This is a genomic window from Alkalimonas cellulosilytica, from assembly GCF_036325985.1.
GTDB lineage: Bacteria > Pseudomonadota > Gammaproteobacteria > Enterobacterales > Alteromonadaceae > Alkalimonas > Alkalimonas cellulosilytica.
Map to the genome: position 1 here is coordinate 19,879 of NZ_JAUHLI010000017.1, position 16,738 is coordinate 36,616.

At 54.1% G+C, this 16,738-nt stretch carries 18 protein-coding genes; 10 read left to right on the forward strand and 8 right to left on the reverse strand.

What is annotated here, in order from left to right; all coding sequences use genetic code 11:
* Positions 1–24: 24 nt before the first annotated feature.
* From QWY20_RS15330 to QWY20_RS15355, 6 genes are all read right to left on the reverse strand, one after another.
* Entirely contained in the window at positions 25–1,278 is a 1,254-nt protein-coding gene (locus QWY20_RS15330) for an HD-GYP domain-containing protein (RefSeq protein ID WP_330129878.1), read from the reverse strand.
* Between the two features lie 93 nt (positions 1,279–1,371).
* Positions 1,372–2,586 (reverse strand): EAL and HDOD domain-containing protein, encoded by a 1,215-nt coding sequence (locus tag QWY20_RS15335; RefSeq protein ID WP_330129879.1) that lies wholly within the window; start codon positions 2,584–2,586, stop codon positions 1,372–1,374.
* 69 nt (positions 2,587–2,655) lie between these two features.
* A complete protein-coding gene (locus QWY20_RS15340; protein WP_330129880.1) occupies positions 2,656–2,970 on the reverse strand; it encodes an oxidoreductase in 315 nt (104 codons plus the stop codon).
* A gap of 12 nt (positions 2,971–2,982) precedes the next feature.
* Complete coding sequence (locus QWY20_RS15345; RefSeq protein WP_330129881.1) at positions 2,983–4,299, reverse strand: NAD(P)/FAD-dependent oxidoreductase; 1,317 nt, start codon at positions 4,297–4,299, stop codon at positions 2,983–2,985.
* Positions 4,296–4,634 (reverse strand): hypothetical protein, encoded by a 339-nt coding sequence (locus QWY20_RS15350; RefSeq protein ID WP_330129882.1) that lies wholly within the window; start codon positions 4,632–4,634, stop codon positions 4,296–4,298. The genes QWY20_RS15345 and QWY20_RS15350 overlap by 4 nt, the downstream gene beginning before the upstream one ends.
* Positions 4,631–4,822 carry a YgaP family membrane protein gene (locus QWY20_RS15355; protein ID WP_330129883.1) on the reverse strand — a complete coding sequence of 64 codons (192 nt, stop codon included), beginning with the start codon at positions 4,820–4,822 and terminating at the stop codon, positions 4,631–4,633. The genes QWY20_RS15350 and QWY20_RS15355 overlap by 4 nt, the downstream gene beginning before the upstream one ends.
* Before the next feature lie 231 nt (positions 4,823–5,053).
* On the opposite strand from QWY20_RS15355, the gene QWY20_RS15360 reads away from it, so the two are divergent.
* From QWY20_RS15360 to QWY20_RS15405, 10 genes are all read left to right on the forward strand, one after another.
* Positions 5,054–6,451, forward strand: coding sequence for a cytochrome ubiquinol oxidase subunit I (locus QWY20_RS15360; RefSeq protein WP_330089277.1), 1,398 nt, complete (start codon positions 5,054–5,056; stop codon positions 6,449–6,451).
* On the forward strand, positions 6,451–7,452 hold the full coding sequence (gene cydB, locus QWY20_RS15365) for a cytochrome d ubiquinol oxidase subunit II (protein ID WP_330129884.1): 1,002 nt from the start codon (positions 6,451–6,453) through the stop codon (positions 7,450–7,452). The genes QWY20_RS15360 and cydB overlap by 1 nt, the downstream gene beginning before the upstream one ends.
* A gap of 10 nt (positions 7,453–7,462) precedes the next feature.
* Positions 7,463–9,148, forward strand: coding sequence for a thiol reductant ABC exporter subunit CydD (gene cydD / locus QWY20_RS15370; protein WP_330129885.1), 1,686 nt, complete (start codon positions 7,463–7,465; stop codon positions 9,146–9,148).
* Positions 9,145–10,836 carry an amino acid ABC transporter ATP-binding/permease protein gene (locus tag QWY20_RS15375; protein WP_330129886.1) on the forward strand — a complete coding sequence of 564 codons (1,692 nt, stop codon included), beginning with the start codon at positions 9,145–9,147 and terminating at the stop codon, positions 10,834–10,836. The genes cydD and QWY20_RS15375 overlap by 4 nt, the downstream gene beginning before the upstream one ends.
* Positions 10,833–11,444, forward strand: a complete 612-nt coding sequence (locus QWY20_RS15380) for a rhodanese-like domain-containing protein (RefSeq protein WP_330129887.1) — start codon at positions 10,833–10,835, stop codon at positions 11,442–11,444. The genes QWY20_RS15375 and QWY20_RS15380 overlap by 4 nt, the downstream gene beginning before the upstream one ends.
* Positions 11,445–11,556: 112 nt before the next feature.
* Complete coding sequence (locus QWY20_RS15385; RefSeq protein ID WP_330129888.1) at positions 11,557–11,970, forward strand: hypothetical protein; 414 nt, start codon at positions 11,557–11,559, stop codon at positions 11,968–11,970.
* 119 nt (positions 11,971–12,089) lie between these two features.
* Positions 12,090–13,700 carry a methyl-accepting chemotaxis protein gene (locus tag QWY20_RS15390; RefSeq protein ID WP_330129889.1) on the forward strand — a complete coding sequence of 537 codons (1,611 nt, stop codon included), beginning with the start codon at positions 12,090–12,092 and terminating at the stop codon, positions 13,698–13,700.
* Positions 13,701–13,931: 231 nt separating this feature from the next.
* Positions 13,932–14,618 carry a PspA/IM30 family protein gene (locus tag QWY20_RS15395; protein WP_330129890.1) on the forward strand — a complete coding sequence of 229 codons (687 nt, stop codon included), beginning with the start codon at positions 13,932–13,934 and terminating at the stop codon, positions 14,616–14,618.
* A complete protein-coding gene (locus QWY20_RS15400) occupies positions 14,611–14,928 on the forward strand; it encodes a hypothetical protein (protein ID WP_330129891.1) in 318 nt (105 codons plus the stop codon). The genes QWY20_RS15395 and QWY20_RS15400 overlap by 8 nt, the downstream gene beginning before the upstream one ends.
* A gap of 197 nt (positions 14,929–15,125) precedes the next feature.
* A complete protein-coding gene (locus QWY20_RS15405; RefSeq protein ID WP_330129892.1) occupies positions 15,126–15,497 on the forward strand; it encodes a DUF6746 family protein in 372 nt (123 codons plus the stop codon).
* Positions 15,498–15,532: 35 nt separating this feature from the next.
* Here the strand turns inward: QWY20_RS15405 and QWY20_RS15410 are convergent, their stop codons facing one another.
* Complete coding sequence (locus QWY20_RS15410; protein WP_330129893.1) at positions 15,533–15,754, reverse strand: YheU family protein; 222 nt, start codon at positions 15,752–15,754, stop codon at positions 15,533–15,535.
* Positions 15,751–16,734 (reverse strand): hydrolase, encoded by a 984-nt coding sequence (locus QWY20_RS15415; protein ID WP_330129894.1) that lies wholly within the window; start codon positions 16,732–16,734, stop codon positions 15,751–15,753. Before QWY20_RS15415 ends, QWY20_RS15410 begins: the two co-directional genes overlap by 4 nt.
* Positions 16,735–16,738 lie beyond the last annotated feature (4 nt).

A 16,738-nucleotide genomic window follows, 5' to 3' on the forward strand; every position in this document is an offset into this window, starting at 1 on the left:
GAAGTAGGGCGCAGACGATGCGCCCTAATTTTTTCCCTGAACATGATAACTGATTTGGGCGCAAGGATTGAGGTATTCCAACACCTGACTGGGAAGTTGTTGCGGTTTTAAAACTCTGCTGATGGCTATATCGCCATCAGCCAGCGATAGGATGGGAGCTTCCAGTCTTGGAATATCGGCCTCGTACACCATGATATCAGGTTGTAATAAGGCATCGCTGTTCACGGTGATGACCATGCCGATCCGTTCATCGCTCAGCATCACCAGGGTGCCAGGCGGGTAGACTCCCATTTGCTTGATCAAAAGCTTTAACTCGGCTTCCGGCAATTGTGCCCGCATTTTTTTGTACATGTAAGCCAAAGCCGTATGTGGTGAGCGGGTAGCCAAGCCGGGGCCCGGGTGACACAGATTATCAAAAGTGTTTACTACCATCACAATCCGGGCCAGCGGGTCAATGGCATCGCCTTTTAGGCCTTTGGGGAAACCACTGCCATCCATGTACTCATGGTGCTGAAACAGCACTGGTATGGCTTCGGGTGGAAAATCTTCCAGCTTTTCTGCCAGCTCGGCACCATATTGGGTATGCAGGTTTAGCAGATTCTGCTCAGGCTTGGTGAGTGGCTCTTTTTTGCGCATGATCTGGCTTGGTAAGCGCAGCTTGCCGATATCGTGAAACAAGGCTGCAAAACCTACCAAGCGAACCTGAGATTCGCTCAGTCCAAGGTTCTTAGCCAGCACCATGGAGATGGTGGAGACATTGAGCGCATGGTAGTAGAGATTCTCCTGATCTTTTTGCGCTGTGGCGATCATATGCATTGATAAGGCATCGGGCTTGACGATGTCTTCGGCCATTCTGGCAGCAAGCTCGGTTGCCTCTTCGATGGCGGTGACCGGCTGACTACTGAGTTTTTTCATCAAAGCATGCAGTTGATTAAACGACTGGGAGAACGCCTTTTCAGTTTTCTGAATGCTTCGCCTGCGAGCTTTGGATGCTTCAATTCGAGCTGACTTTTGCTGCTGCAATTGCGCTCTGTACTCAGCGGCTTCATCAATTTGTCGCAGTATCTCGTCATTCGTCGGCGAGCTGCTTGGAGCAGCAGCCAGGCTTTGCTCCGGATAATAGTAAACAAAGTCCAGCTTGAGTGATTGAATAATGCGGATTTGATGTACATTTTCAATGGTCAGCTTGCTGGACATAAAGGGGTGTCTCATCCAGTTCAGTGGCAACTTAATGGCGTAACCGATACGCAGTTTACTCGGGGCTATTTTTTCTGGCACCTTACTATCCTGTCTGATATGAATGACCTAAGGCTGCTTTTTCGCAACATGGGAAAGTGTAACTGGTTTTTGTACTACAGGCATTGAGGTTGATCATGCGTTTGGTTGCAAAATGCCTTGAGCCCAGCGCACAGCATCGAAATAGAGTTGTGCTAAATCTGCCGCCGGGCTCAGCTGATTTGCCAGCCGTTCTGCCTGGGGCCATTCGGCAATTTCATAATTTTCAATCAGGCTAAGAAACTGGCCAAGTGATCCTGAACGGCCAGTCAGAGCCTGACGGATGGCTTCGGGTAAGGGTAATTGCTTGAGCACTTGAACCATGGGAACTTCGACCAACTCATCTACTTTGGAGAATAATCCGGTCAAAAAAGCAGACGGTGGGTCGGCAGGGTAGTTGCAGAGCTTAGCCAGATGATCACAAAAGCGAGCCCGAACCAGCGACTGAATGATGCGGGCATCGTCCTCGCCGTTTGCCAGATTGGCCAAGGCTAACAGGGCGATGAACTTTTTTAACTCCGCTTCGCCCATATACACCATGGCCAGTTTCAGGGACTCAATCGGCTGTTCTTTCGCATAGGCCGAGTTGTTGATAAAACGCAGCAGTCGGTACGACAGTGCTACATCCCGCTCGACAATCTGGCTTAGCCGAGCGAAATCCAACTGCTCGGCACAAGCTTCGCCAATCAGCTCCAGCAGGTTGAGCTTATTGCTGCTCAACTGACGATGCTTCATCATTTCCGGACGAGCAAATAAATAGCCTTGAAACAAGGTAAATCCCATCAGCTTCAGCTTTTCAAACTGCTCGGCAGTCTCCACTCTTTCTGCTAGTAAGGTGACCGGATGATGCTTGATACGCTGAATGAACTTACTGATTTGCACCAGATTAAATTGCTGCACATCCACCTTAAGGTAGCGGGTGTAGGGCAAAAAAACATCCCATTTGGCATCAAAATCGTGGTCATCCAACGCCAGTGCATAACCCATTTCATGAAGGGCTTTGCAGGCTTGCAGCAACTCCATGCTGATAGGTACCGACTCCAGTACTTCAATGACAGTGGTTTTGGGGTCGATGGATGTTGGAAAGTGGTGGATCAGGGTTTCGGCCGAAAAATTAATAAAAGCCAGTTTGCCCGCGGCAATATGTTCAACGCCTACCAATAAGTGATGCTCGGTGAGTAGTCGTGAAGTGGCTTCATCACCATCAATGTTGGGGAAGCTGTTTTGTTCGCCATCGCGAAACAAAAGTTCGTAGCCATACAGTGCTTTGGTATTATCGTAAATGGGTTGGCGGGCAATATAAGCGTACAAAGGCAGACTCCAATAACTGCTAAAGCTCACTTTAGAGTGTAGCCTGACATTCCTTAAGCACAAGCTAAATCAGAATGCCCTACGCAGCCAGTTTTTTAGTAATAACCAGCTGTAGAAGGCAGTAGCTATGCCAATGCCAGCCAGCACCAGGCGATCGGGCCAGGTGACTACATAAGTCAGTTGTGAGTGGGTCAGGGTTGGAGCCAATAGCATAGCAACAACACCGATAGCGATGGCCACCGGCCAGAGCAGGGCATGTGGCTTTCCTTGCCGGTGGCGTCCGAGCCACAGGCTGGCGGCCAGGCCCAGGATTAGCAGTGCCATCAGCCAAAGCCAGGGCTTGGCGGCGTACCACAGAATCATCAGAATACCATCCAGGCTCATGCAGTTTACTCCTCAGACTTTGCCATGCAGCATGGCATTGTAAGCCGGTTGCAACATTTGTTCTTTCATCATCCACACCAGCCAGGACTCTTCGGTGGGACTGATAAAACCAAAGGATGGCATCAGTTTTCCTTCGTAGCCAAATTCCGACAAGATAGCGCGGCCAATGCTGGTGATCAGTGGGCAGGAGGTATAACCATTGTAACGGGCGGTTAGTGGCTGGCCACTCAAAAAAGCCAGGATGTTGCGCTCGGCCACCGGTGCCTGCATTTTGACACTGGCGGCAGTTTTGCCAAAAGGCGTGCCAATCACATCGCCGACCCCAAAGACATTTGGGTAGCGACGATGTTGCAGACTGTATTGATCCACTTCCAGCCAGTTGCCGGCAAAAGGTCCATCGTGCCAGACCAGATCGGAAGCTTTTATCACATCCGATGCACTCATCGGAGGCACCACATGAATAAAGTCGTACGATTCCCGGCTGTGTGTGCCATCGGTATGGGCGAAATAGGCGGTGCGGCTCGGCGCGTCCAAACCAGTCAGGACGCGCTGGTCAAAGAATCCGACCTTTTGCTCCTGCCAGCGTCTAAGCACAAAATCGTTGTAGGTAGGCACCGCAAACACCCGGTTTGAGTACGGGGTAAAAAAATCAACCTGGAAACGTTCACGCTGGCCGGTTTTCTCAAGCCGAGACAGAGTAGTAAAGGTCATTTTCAACGGCGCGCCGGCGCACTTGAGCGGGGTATTGCTTAAGGTAAACAAAGCCCGGCCTTCGCCTTTGCTGACTAAGGCATCGATTTGTGCACTGGTTGCCAGGGCAGCTGCAGGGCTGGCATAGACGCTGCCAATGCCATGCTGACCAATCATGCTGACATCAAAGCCTTCAATTTCGTGATAATTGAGCTGACAGCCTGTGGCCACCACCAAGAGATCATAAGTCAGTTGCTGCTGGTTACTGAGCTCGACCCGCTGCTGACGGGCATCGATAGCGGTCACATCCTGCGTCAACCAATCGATGCCGTTGCCAAGCCATTGGCTGGTGCTGGAGAGCACCCGCTCTGGCTGCCATAAACCAGAGGCTATCATGGTGTAGCCTGGTTGATAATGGTGCTCTGGCCTGGCTCCGACCAGCGTAATACGGGCACCGGTGATGCTGCGGCGCAAACGGTTCGCCATAGCGATGCCGGCTGCGCCCGCACCAAGGATGACAATATGGGCCTGGCTTTGCAGGGGTTTAGCCAGCAAGGCGACTGGCGAAGCCGCTGTGGCTCCGGCGGCCAGTCCAAGCAGCAACTTGCGCCGCAGTGGCTGGGTTGGTGATGTACTCATAAAGCCTCCTGGGATCCAAGTTCAAACCCCTGCAATTGCTGGTGCAAACGTTGCCACTGCACCCGTACACCGCAGACTTTATCAGCGCCACTTTGGTGCCAAAAACGCTCGGCCAGTTCGTTGAACCGATACTGCTGATCACTGACGGTGATTAAGCTGGCGCTTTGCAACCGTTGCAGGGCAGTGCTGATCTCGGCTGGCTCTGCGCCGGGGGGTTGCAGATACGCCATTGCTTGTTGTACCTGAGCCAAGCTGGCGCTCCCTGTGTCCGCCATGGCGTAGCGCACAGCCAGTAACACCAAAGAATCAAATAGCTGCAGTGTCTGACTGGTCATGCTTTGGGCTTGCAGGTTGATATGCCGAGCAAGCTGTATGCCGGGCAGGTGTTGAATAAACCCGTCAATAATGGCACAACACCAATCCAACCCCAGACACCGATGACACCTGTGGCCGCCAAAGCGATCAGTACAATACCCACGATCAGTCGCAGTGTTTTATCAAGTCCACCTACATTGGTTTTCATTGCAGTACCACCTGGTAGTTAAGAAGTCTCTTAAATTAAAAATACCTTGGAATTGATGATTTCACCAGTGTGAAATCGCACTTTTTTTGATCTGCGACACTATGTCGCACGCTTCAATAAGAAAAAATTAATATAGTTGGTGTATGCTATAACTTTAGTCCAGAGTTGTATTTTTGCTAGGCAAATTTGAGCGAGCTCCGGCAGGAGTGAGCCCAGATCAGGAGAACGGTTATGGAGTTAGATCCTCTGCTGCTATCGCGTATCCAGTTCGCGTTTGTGGTGTGCTTTCATGCGATTTTTCCCGTCTTTACCATAGGTCTGGCCAGCTTTATTGCTGTGCTGGAGGCGTTGTCGTTCAAAACCGGCCAGCCAGTGTGGCAGCGCTTGTCGAAGTTTTGGATCCAGGTGTTTGCGGTGGTGTTTGGCATGGGGGTGGTATCCGGCATTGTGATGTCGTTCCAGTTTGGCACCAACTGGAGTAACTTCTCGTATGCCACTGCCAACTTCCTCGGGCCGGTACTGAGCTACGAAGTGGTCACCGCCTTTTTCCTGGAAGCCGCTTTTTTAGGGGTTTTGTTGTTCGGGCGGGATAAAGTGCCGCAAGGCGTGCATCTGTTCGCAGCCATTATGGTGGCGCTTGGCACCTTTATTTCTTCCTTCTGGATTTTATCGGCCAACTCCCTGATGCAAACACCCGGAGGTCTGGAGCTGCGTGATGGCATGTACCATGTGGTGTCCTGGTCTCAGGCGCTGTTTACCCCATCTTTCGGGTACCGTTTCCTGCATATGGCGCTGGCTTCCTTTTTAACCGCCGCTCTGGTGGTAGCTGGCGTGAGCGCCTGGTTTATCCTGCAAAAGCGTGAGTTTGAAAGCAACCGCAAAGCTTTATCCATTGCGCTGTGGATGCTGTTAATTCTGGCACCGATGCAGGTGGTGGTTGGCGATTTCCATGGTTTGAACACCCTGGAGCACCAACCGATGAAGGTGGCTGCGATGGAGGGCAACTGGCAAACCGACACCGGTGTGCCTTTGCTGCTCTTTGCCATCCCGGATCAGGCCGCGCAAACCAATCACTTTGCTATTGGTATTCCGAATATGGCGAGCTTTATTCTGACGCACGATTGGCAGGGGGAGGTACCCGGCCTGAATGAAGTCGCGCCAGAGATGCAGCCGCCGGTGTTTTTGGTGTTCTGGTCGTTCCGGATTATGGTGGCGATGGGCTTACTGATGGTGTTTTTTGGCCTGGCCGGTTGGGTGCTGCGTTACCGGCAGCGCTACCATCAAAGCCGCTGGTTTTTGCAAAGCCTGCGCTGGATGAGCCTCTCCCCCTTTATTGCGGTGCTGGCCGGTTGGGTTGTGACAGAAGCCGGTCGGGCGCCCTGGTTGATTTACGAGCAAATGACCCACGCCGAAGGTCTGACCCCTTCACTTACCGGCGGTATGGCACTCTTTACCCTGATTGGCTATGTGGTGGTGTACAGCCTGGTGTTCAGTGCCGGGGTGTATTACTTGCTGAAAGTATTCCGTGGTGGCCTGGAGAAGGCCAATCAGCCGCATGAACAAGAAGAGGTGGAGCGCGCCAAGCGGCCATTCTCAGCTGCTCACGCCAGTCTGGAAGGAGAAAACTAATGGACCAGCCTTTTGATTTGACTTTAATTTGGGCGGTGATCATTGCTTTTGGGGTGATGATGTATGTGCTGATGGATGGATTCGATCTGGGGCAGGGCATCTTGTTTCCTTTTGCGCCGGATGAGCATTACCGCGATGTGATGATGAACTCGGTAGCTCCGGTGTGGGATGGCAATGAAACCTGGCTGGTGCTTGGGGGCGCAGGCCTGCTGGCGGCATTCCCTTTGGTGTACTCGGTGTTTTTGCCGGCGCTTTATATCGGGGTGTTCCTGCTGCTGGCTGGCTTGATTTTCCGTGGCGTGGCCTTTGAGTTTCGTTTTAAAGCTAAAACCTCCAAGTACCTGTGGAACTGGGCCTTTGCCGGCGGCTCTACCGTGGCAGCATTTGCACAGGGTGCAGTCGTTGGGGCTTATATCCAGGGGTTTGCCACGGAAAACTTCCGCTATGTAGGCGGGGCTTTTGACTGGTTAACTCCTTTTACCGTCATTACCGGCCTTGGGCTGGTGGCAGGCTACGCCTTACTGGGCGCGACCTGGCTGATTATGAAATCTGAAGGCGAAGTACAGCAATGGGCCTACAAACTAACACCGCGATTATTGCTAGCGGTGCTGGTGGTCTTTGCCGTCATCAGTGTCTATACCCCCTTTGTCGATCCCAAGGTGATGGAGCGCTGGTTTGATGGTTTTAGCGCTATCTGGTTGCTGCCTCTGCTAGCGCTGTACTGTGCCTGGGCTATCTATCGTTCGGTCCAAAAGCAGCAGGAAGGCTTGCCCTTTGTTGCCACCATGGGCTTGTTCCTCTTTACTTACCTGGGCTTGCTGGCCAGTAAATGGCCTTACATGGTGCCACCGGACTACACCTTGTGGGATGCCGCTTCTGCCTATGAGTCGCAACTCTTCTTGTTGCTGGGTTTCTTGTTTGTTATCCCGATTGTACTGGCCTATACCGCCTGGACCTATTGGGTATTTCGGGGCAAAGTGAAAGCAACGGGTTACCACTAAGGTGCAAGGCTTGCGGGGCGATGCGACAGATGTGCAGGCCGGGAAGGCTTTGTTGCACACTGTGGTTAAGCAGCAACGGCCACTGCTGACCGGCGCTGTGCTGTTGGGACTGTTATCGACCCTGGGCTTGATCGGTCAGTGGCTGGCTCTGGCCTGGTTGCTGGGGGAGGTTATTTTGCCTGCAGAGCGCTGGCAGTGGAGTATGGCCTATCCCAGTGTATTGCTGTTTTTGCTGGCGCTGGTATTGCGTGCTGGCGCAGCCTGGGGGCAGGAGTATTGCGCCAGCCGGGCCAGCATTGCGGTGCGCCAATCGCTGCGACTGCAATTGCTGCAGCTGTGGCGTGAGGGGCCAGCCTGGCGCCTGGGTGAGCTGTCAGCTGCCGATTGGGCCAGTCAGTGGGGCGATAACATTGAGACGATGGATGGCTATGTTGCCCGCTACTGGCCACAGCAGTATCTGGCGCTGTTATCGCCGTTGCTGATGCTGGCTCTGATTGCCTGGCTGAACTGGCTGATGGCGCTGATTTTGTTGCTGGCAGCTCCCTTGATCCCACTGTTTATGGTGTTGGTTGGACTTGGCGCGGAACAAATTAACCGACGCCACCAGTTGGAGCGTCAGCGACTGGCCGGACACTTTTTAAATCGGGTGAAGCAGTTGCGGTTATTGCGCCAGCTGGGCGCTATCGCACAGAGCAGTCAGCAGATTGCCCGCCAAAGCGGCCGCTACCGCGATCTGCTGATGGCGACCTTAAAGGTTGCCTTCTTATCCTCTGCTGTGCTGGAATTCTTCGCCAGTGTCGCGGTTGCCTCGGTGGCTATCTACATTGGCTTTGTGCTGTTCGGGGCCATTGACTGGGGACCTGCTGCCAGCATCAGTTTATTCAGTGGGTTAACCATCCTGTTGCTGGCACCAGAGTACTTTCAGCCCATTCGTCAGTTTGCGCAGACCTATCATGACAAAGCAGCAGCCCTTGCCGCTGCGATGCAGCTGGCGCCCTGGCTGGCCAAAGCGACAGAGCCGGATAGGTCTGAACCGCAGCCATCCGACAGCCATGCTCTGCAACTGACTGAGCTGGTCAGCGCCTATCCGACACAAGCGCTCAGGCCGCCGCCGGTGACACTGACGGTGCCTGAGCATCATTGCCTGCTGTTGAGTGGCCCTTCCGGTAGCGGTAAAACCACCGCACTAAAAACACTCGCTGGCTTAATCCCTGCCAAAGCAGGGGCTTTTCATTGGCCGAATAAACACGGCCGCATGGTGTATCTGCCGCAGCAACCCTGGATAAAGCCTGGCAGCTGGGCCGACAATCTGCGGCTCTATGCGCCGGATGCCAGTGAATCCGACATGATGAGTGTGTTGGAGCAGCTGGGGCTAGCCCCGCTGTTGGCCGAGCAAACGAATGGGCTGGCGACACCACTGAACCCAGCCGACACGGCGCTTTCAGGTGGTCAGCTGCAGCGGTTGATGCTAGCTCGTGCTTTGCTGGCTCCCGCTTCAGTGCTGCTGTTGGATGAGCCCACTGCCAGGTTGGATCAGCAAAGTAAAGCGCTGGTGATGGCAGTGTTGGCGCAGCGCAAAAGCTGTCAATGGTTGCTGATTGCCAGCCATGATCCGGCCATGCAACAACTGGCTGATCACTACTGGTTTTTTGCTGCCACAGATGCAGGCACTGGGCTCAGCGAGGCGCCGGTATGAGCAATGATCGTACCATGCTGCAGTATTGGCTGCAATTGCTGGTGTGGCAACACCGGGGACGCTTGCTGCTGGCTGCTGCTTTGACCTTGCTGACTGCACTGTTTGGCCTGGCTTTATTGGGTTTATCTGGCTGGTTTATTACCGCCACGGCCGTGGTCGGGGCCATCCTGCTAGCCGGCGGCAGTGCTTTTCTGGAGCTGTACATGCCAGGCAGTGGCATTCGTTTTTTTGCTCTGGGTCGCACGATCAGCCGCTATGCCGAACGGGTATTCAGTCATCAGCTGGTGCTGGAGCAACTGGCGAGAGTGCGGGTTCAGTTATTTCAGGGGCTGGCACATTTGCCCGATAGCGCGCTGCAGCAGGCGCAAGATGCCGACTGGCTGAATCGCCTGACCACGGATCTGGAACAACTGGATACCGTTTTGCTGCGCTTGTTACTGCCACCGGCCAGTTTGCTGCTGGTTTGGCTGCTGCTGGGTGGTTTTTTTGCCGTTTGGTCAGTGCCGCTGGCGCTAGGGTTCTTGCTGGTTGGCTTGCCGTTGCTGTTGCTGATCCTGGCTCTGTTTATCCGGCAAAGCGTGGCTTTGAATTATCAACTCAGCGCTCTGCTTAATGAGAGCCGGCAGCAGGTGATTACACAGCTGGAAGGACTGGACGAGCTGCGGGTAGCCGGGCAATTGCAGGCAGAGCAGCAGGCTGTTGTGCAGTTGCTCGCGCTGATTGATGGAAAACAACATCGTGTTAGCCAGCAGCAGGCGCTTAGCCAGTTGCTGCTGCAATTGCTGCATGGTGGTCTGGTGCTCTTTGTGGCGCTGCTGGCGGTTGCTGGTTACCAGCATGGCTGGTTCTCCGGGCCGGTTGCGGTGATGCTGGTGTTGCCTGTGCTGGCGCTTAGTGAGCTGCTGCAACCTTTACCCGGGCAACTGGCCAGTGCCGGTCGTAGCTGGTTTGCGGCCAAGCGGCTGTATCCGCTGGCTACCCAACCGGAGCCTGCGGCAGCAGCGGGCGACGAAGCGCTGAACACCGTACAACTGCAGCTGCATCGGTATGGTCGTATTGCGGCAAGCTTGCAGCGGCCATTCGCCCTTCACCTGTCGGCAGAGCGGCCGGTGTTGTTGGTCAGTGGTGCATCCGGCACCGGCAAAAGCAGCCTGGCAGAGCTATTGGTACGTGACACCTTGCCCGGCGCTGCAGAGCTTCGCTGGAATGGCAGGGTGCGCTCGGCATGGCAACAAGCGGGGCTTCACCAGCAGGTGGCGCTGTTAAGCCAGCAAAGTGGCATGCTGGCCGATACACTTCGTACCAATCTGATGGTGGGCCTGTCCGATGTGACCGAGCAGCGGTTGTGGCAAGTTTTGATCCAGGTCGAGTTGGATCAGTGGGCGCAATCGCTGCCGAAGCAACTGGATACCTGGTTGGGCGATAGTGGCCAGCAAGTATCGGGCGGCCAGGCCCGGCGCATTAACCTGGCGCGCTGGCTGCTACGCTCACCTCGCCTGGTGATTCTGGATGAACCTTTCTATGGCCTGGATCAGGCGCAGGCAGCAAGGATCTGGCAAGCCATCCAGCCCTGGATGCAAGGCCGCCTGGTGTTATTGCTGCTTCATCACCGGCCAGATTTTTTGGCTGATGGCTGGCCAGAGCTTTCTTTAAATTTGGATACAACCACGGAGGAGACGATATCATGAAGTTCTTTCAAAGCCTTGCCATGCTGGCTTGCTTAGTGAGTGGTGCGGTTTTCGCAGCCACAGGCAACCCTGTTGCCAGCAGTAAGGATCCCAGTCAAAGCAGTCTTGGGCTGTATGTGACGGCCAAAGAAGCCTATGCGATGCTGGAGCAAGACCCGAAGGCGGTGCTGGTGGATGTACGCGATCCGGTGGAAATAAAGTTTACCGGTTTTGCCACCCCAACCAAAATTCATGTGCCCTGGTTGCTGACCGATACCAGTCGGCTGAATGCGGATCAGCAAACCTGGCCGATGCAGCCGAACCCGCAGTTTGATCAGCAGTTACTGAGCCGCTTGCAACAGCTTGGCGTGCAAAAAGACGATGCCATTATCCTCATTTGCCGAAGCGGTGCGACCCGTAGTGCGCCGGCGGTGGACCGGTTGGCGGGTTATGGCTACCACAATGTCTGGTCGGTGACCGATGGCTTTGAAGGCAATACCTTGCCAGAAGGACCATCCAAAGGCGTACGGGCGCTGGATGGCTGGCGCAATTCCGGTTTGCCCTGGAGCTACCGGGTGCCAGCGGATGTCGCCTGGACAGCCCCAACAGCCGAAACGGCACAGCATTAAATGACAACGATACAGCGCATCAGGTTGCAAACCACGGCTTGCAAACCACTACGAAAACCGCTGTGAAAACTACGATACAAATTACGATGAAAACCACGAAGGAGAACGATCGATGAAACTATGGCAAACCCTGGCTTGTGCCGCTGTTGTCAGCACAGCCGCTCACGCTGATAACGATGTCTTTGTTTACCTGACCAGCTCGTCCTTGCAAACTCAGGGCATGGCGATGGTGCTGGCCAGCCAGATGCAACAGCAAGGTGCCAATGTCTCGGTACTGCTGTGTGATGGGGCCGGCGACTTGGCACTCAAAGGCCATGAAAGCCCGACGTTGAAACCAAGAGACGTCACTCCAGCTCAGTTGCTGCAGCAATTAATGTCTGGTGGCGCCAGTGTCGAGGTGTGCGCGCTCTACTTGCCAAACAAGCCGGCCACTGCCGATGCGCTGCTCGATGGTGTAACGGCAGCGCAGCCGCCGCGGATTGCTGAAAAGATGCTGAATCCGGCGGTAAAAGTTTTTAGCTTTTAATGGCCTGGCCGAGCTCAGGAAAACGGTCTTCGGGCCGTTTTTTTGCGCAAGCACAAAGCAAAGCCCTGTTCTATAGGGTAAGATATCATTTTAAGTGAAGATGAATATACGAGGTGGGCATGGCAACAAAGGCGTTCTCGGTTGGAAAAAAATTAACCCTGAGTTTTGGCTTGCTGGCGGTTCTGATGGTAGTGGTCGCAGTGGTCGTGCAGCTGGCACAAAACACCATGAATGCTGCCCGCAGTGCCGCAGCTGAAAAGCGAGAACTGTCCATCTTGCAAATGCAGCGGGAAATTGATCACCTGAACTGGGCCAATGAGCTGGCCAGCAGCATGCTGCTGCAACAACCTTTTCGCGGGCAGCTCGAGCCCACCCAGTGCAATTTTGGCCGCTGGTACGATGCCTTTCGCGCATCCGAAGCATACACCACGGCAAGTCCTGAACTAAAACGAGCCCTGGATGCGATGGATCGGCCGCACCGTGAGCTGCATGCCTCTGCCAAAGCCATCGTAGCAGCAAGCCCGCAAGAGCAAATTCGCATTTATCAGCAGCAAACCTTGCAGCACTTGGGTGAGATGCGCGGTTATTTGACACAAGTTGCTGAATTGTTCCAAGCCGAGCGTGATGCCATTATTGCCAAAGCGGAGCGTTCCGACCGTCGCTCCATGGGCTTGGTCTGGACGGCTATGGCACTTACGATTGTGATTGCCATTGCTTTGATTTTCTTATTGCGCCGTTTGATTTCAGAGCCGATGAAAACGCTGAAGAACCGTGCTCAGCAAATTGCCGGAGGTGATTTAACCGGTGCGCCTTTGCAAGTTGCCAGTACCGATGAAGTGGGGATGGCGGCGCTGGCGTTTAATGAGATGCAGCAGCAACTGCATGATTTGATGGCAGGTTTAATCGGCAATGCCAACAAAGTGGCCGAGCATGCCGCGCATGTGGCGGTGATTACCAGCGAAACCGATCAGGATTTGCAACGTCAGGCCGCTGAAATCGATCAGTTGGCAACTGCCATGAATGAAATGGCGGCGACCATTGCCGAGGTCGCCAAGCACGCACAAAACACCTCGACAGCGACGCACGATTCAGAACAACACGCAGAGCAAGGGCAAACCATTGTCCGGCGTGTGATTACTGCCATCAGCGACATCGCTGCCGAGGTGGAGCAGGCGTCAGGGACCATTACAACGGTGCAGCAGGAAAGCACCAACATCGGCGGGATCCTGGATACGATTCAGGCGATTGCCGAGCAAACCAACTTGCTGGCGTTGAATGCGGCCATCGAGGCCGCCCGCGCCGGCGAGCAAGGTCGGGGCTTTGCGGTGGTGGCCGATGAAGTACGAACCTTAGCGGCCAGAACGCAGCAATCGACGACTGAAATTAAAACCTTGATTGACCGCCTGCAGCAAAGCTCCGGTGCCGCGGTGGCCACCATGCAAACGGGCGTTGAGAAAGCCAAAGGCGGTGTCGCTCTGGCCGATCAAGCTGGCAGTGCACTGACCGATATCATGAGCTCTGTCAGTTCCATCACCGATATGACATTGCAAATCGCCAGTGCGACCGAGCAGCAGAGTACTGTGGTGCAGGAGATGGATCAAAATCTGCTGAAGGTAAATAGCCTGACAGTAGAAACCAAAGCCCGTTCGCAGCAAGCGGATGCCACTTCCACCGAGCTGGAGCGGATGGCACAAGACCTGCTGGCTTATGGCAAGCGTTTTAAAATTTAACTCTGCTTGCAGGTGCCAACGCGGATTGGCACCTGCATAAAATCCGCACTAATTGGTGAAATTCACCAACCTCCTATTTTTCTCTTCGTGGCAAGGCTGGTCCAGAAATGAGTTTTCTGGATTTGATGTTATTGATTTAAAATGAAAAATTAATTTTAGGCAGATTTGGCACGGCTCTTGAAGTGCTATTGGGACATCACTTACTCCAGGTAGAAAAAAAAGGAAAATCCCATGAATGCACTGAACCGTTTTACCGATATCATCAATGCCAATCTGCACGCCCTGCTGGATAAAGCCGAGCAGCCGGAGAAAATGCTGCGTTTGCTGGTACAGCAAATGGAAGACTCTTTGGCCGAATTGCGTACCCTGGCTGCTGAACACATTGCGGCTCGCAAACAGTTGCAACGCCAGCTGCAGCATCTGGATGCATCGGTGATGGACTGGCAGCAAAAAGCCGAGCGGGCATTAGCGCACGGTAAAGAAGATTTAGCCCGGGCTGCGCTGGCTGAGCGGTTGGCTGCTGAAACAAAGCGCAGCAGCGTGCAGCAGGAAGAAACGCAAAGTCAGTCGCGGCTGGCCGATATTGAAGGCGATATCAGCCGTTTGCAAAGCAAGCTCAATGAAGCGCGGCAGCGTTATCAGCAAACACAACGCCGGGCAGATTGCACTGAGGTGCGGTTGCAGGTGCAAAGCAAGCAGCATCAACACAAAGTCACCGAGGCCCTGCATAAGTTCGAGCGTTACGAGCAAAAAATCGATGGTCTGGAAGCCCAGCTGGAAGCGATGGATCTGGGGCGTTCAGCCAGCAGCACGTCGTTGAAACAACAATTTCAGAGCCTGGAGCAGCAAGAGGCCATTGAGCAGGCGCTGGCGGCACTGAAACAAAAACAGCCGCATAAGGAGACAAGCCATGCGTAATGTATTGATTGCTTTTGCGCTGCTGGTGGCGATTGTCTGGCTTGGGCCAGCACTGCTGGCCTTTGTAGGCGCTCTTCTGGTAGGCGGTGTGGTGATGATTTTTGATGTGTTGATCGCTGCTGTAGTGGTGCTCTGTCTGGCCGGCCTCGCTTACTTACTGGGTACTGTGCTGCTGAACAGCCTGCTGCTTGGCGTAGTGTTGGCAGGAATCGTGCTGCTGGTAGTAGGCTTTAGTGTCCTTTGGCCTTTGTTACTGCTGCTGGCATTGGTGTGGTTGGTAAGCAGCCGCTCTCCACGCCGTTTGGCTTGATCCCCCCTGCAGACCAGCCATCGTGCTGGTCTGACTCTTTTTAGTCGTATCCGCTGATCTAGAGGCGACTTAGGTATATACTGGTTGCCAACAGCACCGACAGAGTGACTGTATTTTGATGAGTGGCACATTACACTCACCTGCAAGACAATGTCAGCGACCTCAAGCAACCGAATCGATAGCAATGAGGATTGAGAATGCGACTCAAAACATTTGTGTGCACCGTACTACTAAGCTTATCTACAGCGGCGATGGCCCACTCCGATCGCCCCGATCATTTTGAAGGTTTACCAGCCAATACGCTGACTGAAGCCGTGCAAAATTTTTCTGCCTACAATGCCAAGCTGGCAGCGCTGGTGGCGCAGGACACCCTGACCCCGCATCAGCTGCACGAAGTGCATCAACTGACCTACACCCTGGAAAATGCGCTGGAGAAAATGCGCGCCGAGTTGGCAGAGCTTGCCGAGGTGCTGGAGGAAGTGCATGTCGCGTCCGAGTACAGCGATGCCGCTAAGGTGAAAGCCCGGGGGCAGGTTTACTTAGACACAGCACGTAAGCTGGTGCCTTAATCACAGTCATCACAGTAAGAGCAGCTCAGCTGCCCTTACTGCTCGTTAAACTGCTGTTTCGACATCAGATTGACGGTTTCATGCAGTTCAGAAAACACCAGTACGACTTCACCGGACTGCAGTTGTGCTCGGACCTGAGCTACTTTTTGCGCTAGCGATATTTCCTGCTCGCCATAGTCTGTGCCCTCACGCAATACATAGTATTCGATCAAATTGTTCAGCGTCTCTGCCTCAAGCTGTTGCCAGGGAATAATCACTGCTTCAGTACCTCTTGGAAAAATAGCGGGATCCGCTGGTTCAGCCAGAACACCGGCTTCAATGGGTTGCGGCCACTGACAAAGCCAACATGGCCGCCTGAAGGCCAGGCTTCATGAAGCACCAGCTCCGGTAGCTCTGCCTGGTTTGGCACCACGTCAGGAGCAAGAAAAGGATCGTCTGCGGCATGGATAATCAGGCTGGGCACCCGGATTGCGGGTAAAAACTGCCGGCCACTGGCGCGCTGATAGTAATCGGCGGCATTTAAAAAACCATGCAAGGGTGCGGTAAAGCCATCGTCGAAGGCTTCAATGCTGCGCATACGCTGTACGGTCTGGTGCGAAAGTGGAATAGGGAAGTCGGCAAAGCGTTGCAGCTTTTGCAGCGCGCTTTGTTTCAGCTGGCGCAGCAGGTAGCGCTGATACAGCTTGCTAAAACCCTGATTGATGCGTTTGGCGCTACTGGCGAGTGCCAGTGGGGCACAGACTGCCACAGCAGCACGCAACGGATTTTGCTGGTGCTGCTCACCGCAGTATTTCATCAGTACATTGCCACCCAGCGAAAAGCCTACGGCCAGCAGCTGAGTGCCAGGGTAGCGTTGCTGCAAAAGTTGCAGCACGAAACGCAGATCTTCGGTCTCGCCGGAGTGGTAAGCACGGGGTAATTGATTGGGCCGGCTGCCACAACCACGGAAGTGCATCAGCACCACAGGCCAATCCAGCTGCTGAAAAGCAGCAAACATGCCCTGTACATAATGGCTGTGCCGGTTACCGGCCAGGCCATGCAGCAGCACCACCAAGGGCCCCTGGTAATCGGCGTTCAGGCTTTGACTCCAGCACAGCTCCAACTCATCGCCATCCGCCAGCGGCAGCCACTCAGTGGTTAAACTGCCTTGATAGCGTGGATGCAGGTATTTGGCTGCCAGTGTTTGTAAATGGCCGCCTGGTAGCCACCAGGCAGGCCGGAAGGTAGGGCGTCGCAAGTCA

Bases quoted from the DNA above. Each gene is read 5' to 3' on its own strand.
- QWY20_RS15350 (WP_330129882.1), bottom strand. From the start codon at position 4,634: ATGACCAGTCAGACACTGCAGCTATTTGATTCTTTGGTGTTACTGGCT.
- QWY20_RS15400 (WP_330129891.1), top strand. From the start codon at position 14,611: ATGCGTAATGTATTGATTGCTTTTGCGCTGCTGGTGGCGATTGTCTGG.
- QWY20_RS15375 (WP_330129886.1), top strand. From the start codon at position 9,145: ATGAGCAATGATCGTACCATGCTGCAGTATTGGCTGCAATTGCTGGTG.
- QWY20_RS15385 (WP_330129888.1), top strand. From the start codon at position 11,557: ATGAAACTATGGCAAACCCTGGCTTGTGCCGCTGTTGTCAGCACAGCC.
- QWY20_RS15340 (WP_330129880.1), bottom strand. From the start codon at position 2,970: ATGAGCCTGGATGGTATTCTGATGATTCTGTGGTACGCCGCCAAGCCC.
- QWY20_RS15405 (WP_330129892.1), top strand. From the start codon at position 15,126: ATGCGACTCAAAACATTTGTGTGCACCGTACTACTAAGCTTATCTACA.
- QWY20_RS15390 (WP_330129889.1), top strand. From the start codon at position 12,090: ATGGCAACAAAGGCGTTCTCGGTTGGAAAAAAATTAACCCTGAGTTTT.
- QWY20_RS15345 (WP_330129881.1), bottom strand. From the start codon at position 4,299: ATGAGTACATCACCAACCCAGCCACTGCGGCGCAAGTTGCTGCTTGGA.
- cydB (WP_330129884.1), top strand. From the start codon at position 6,451: ATGGACCAGCCTTTTGATTTGACTTTAATTTGGGCGGTGATCATTGCT.
- QWY20_RS15355 (WP_330129883.1), bottom strand. From the start codon at position 4,822: ATGAAAACCAATGTAGGTGGACTTGATAAAACACTGCGACTGATCGTG.
- QWY20_RS15360 (WP_330089277.1), top strand. From the start codon at position 5,054: ATGGAGTTAGATCCTCTGCTGCTATCGCGTATCCAGTTCGCGTTTGTG.
- QWY20_RS15395 (WP_330129890.1), top strand. From the start codon at position 13,932: ATGAATGCACTGAACCGTTTTACCGATATCATCAATGCCAATCTGCAC.
- QWY20_RS15380 (WP_330129887.1), top strand. From the start codon at position 10,833: ATGAAGTTCTTTCAAAGCCTTGCCATGCTGGCTTGCTTAGTGAGTGGT.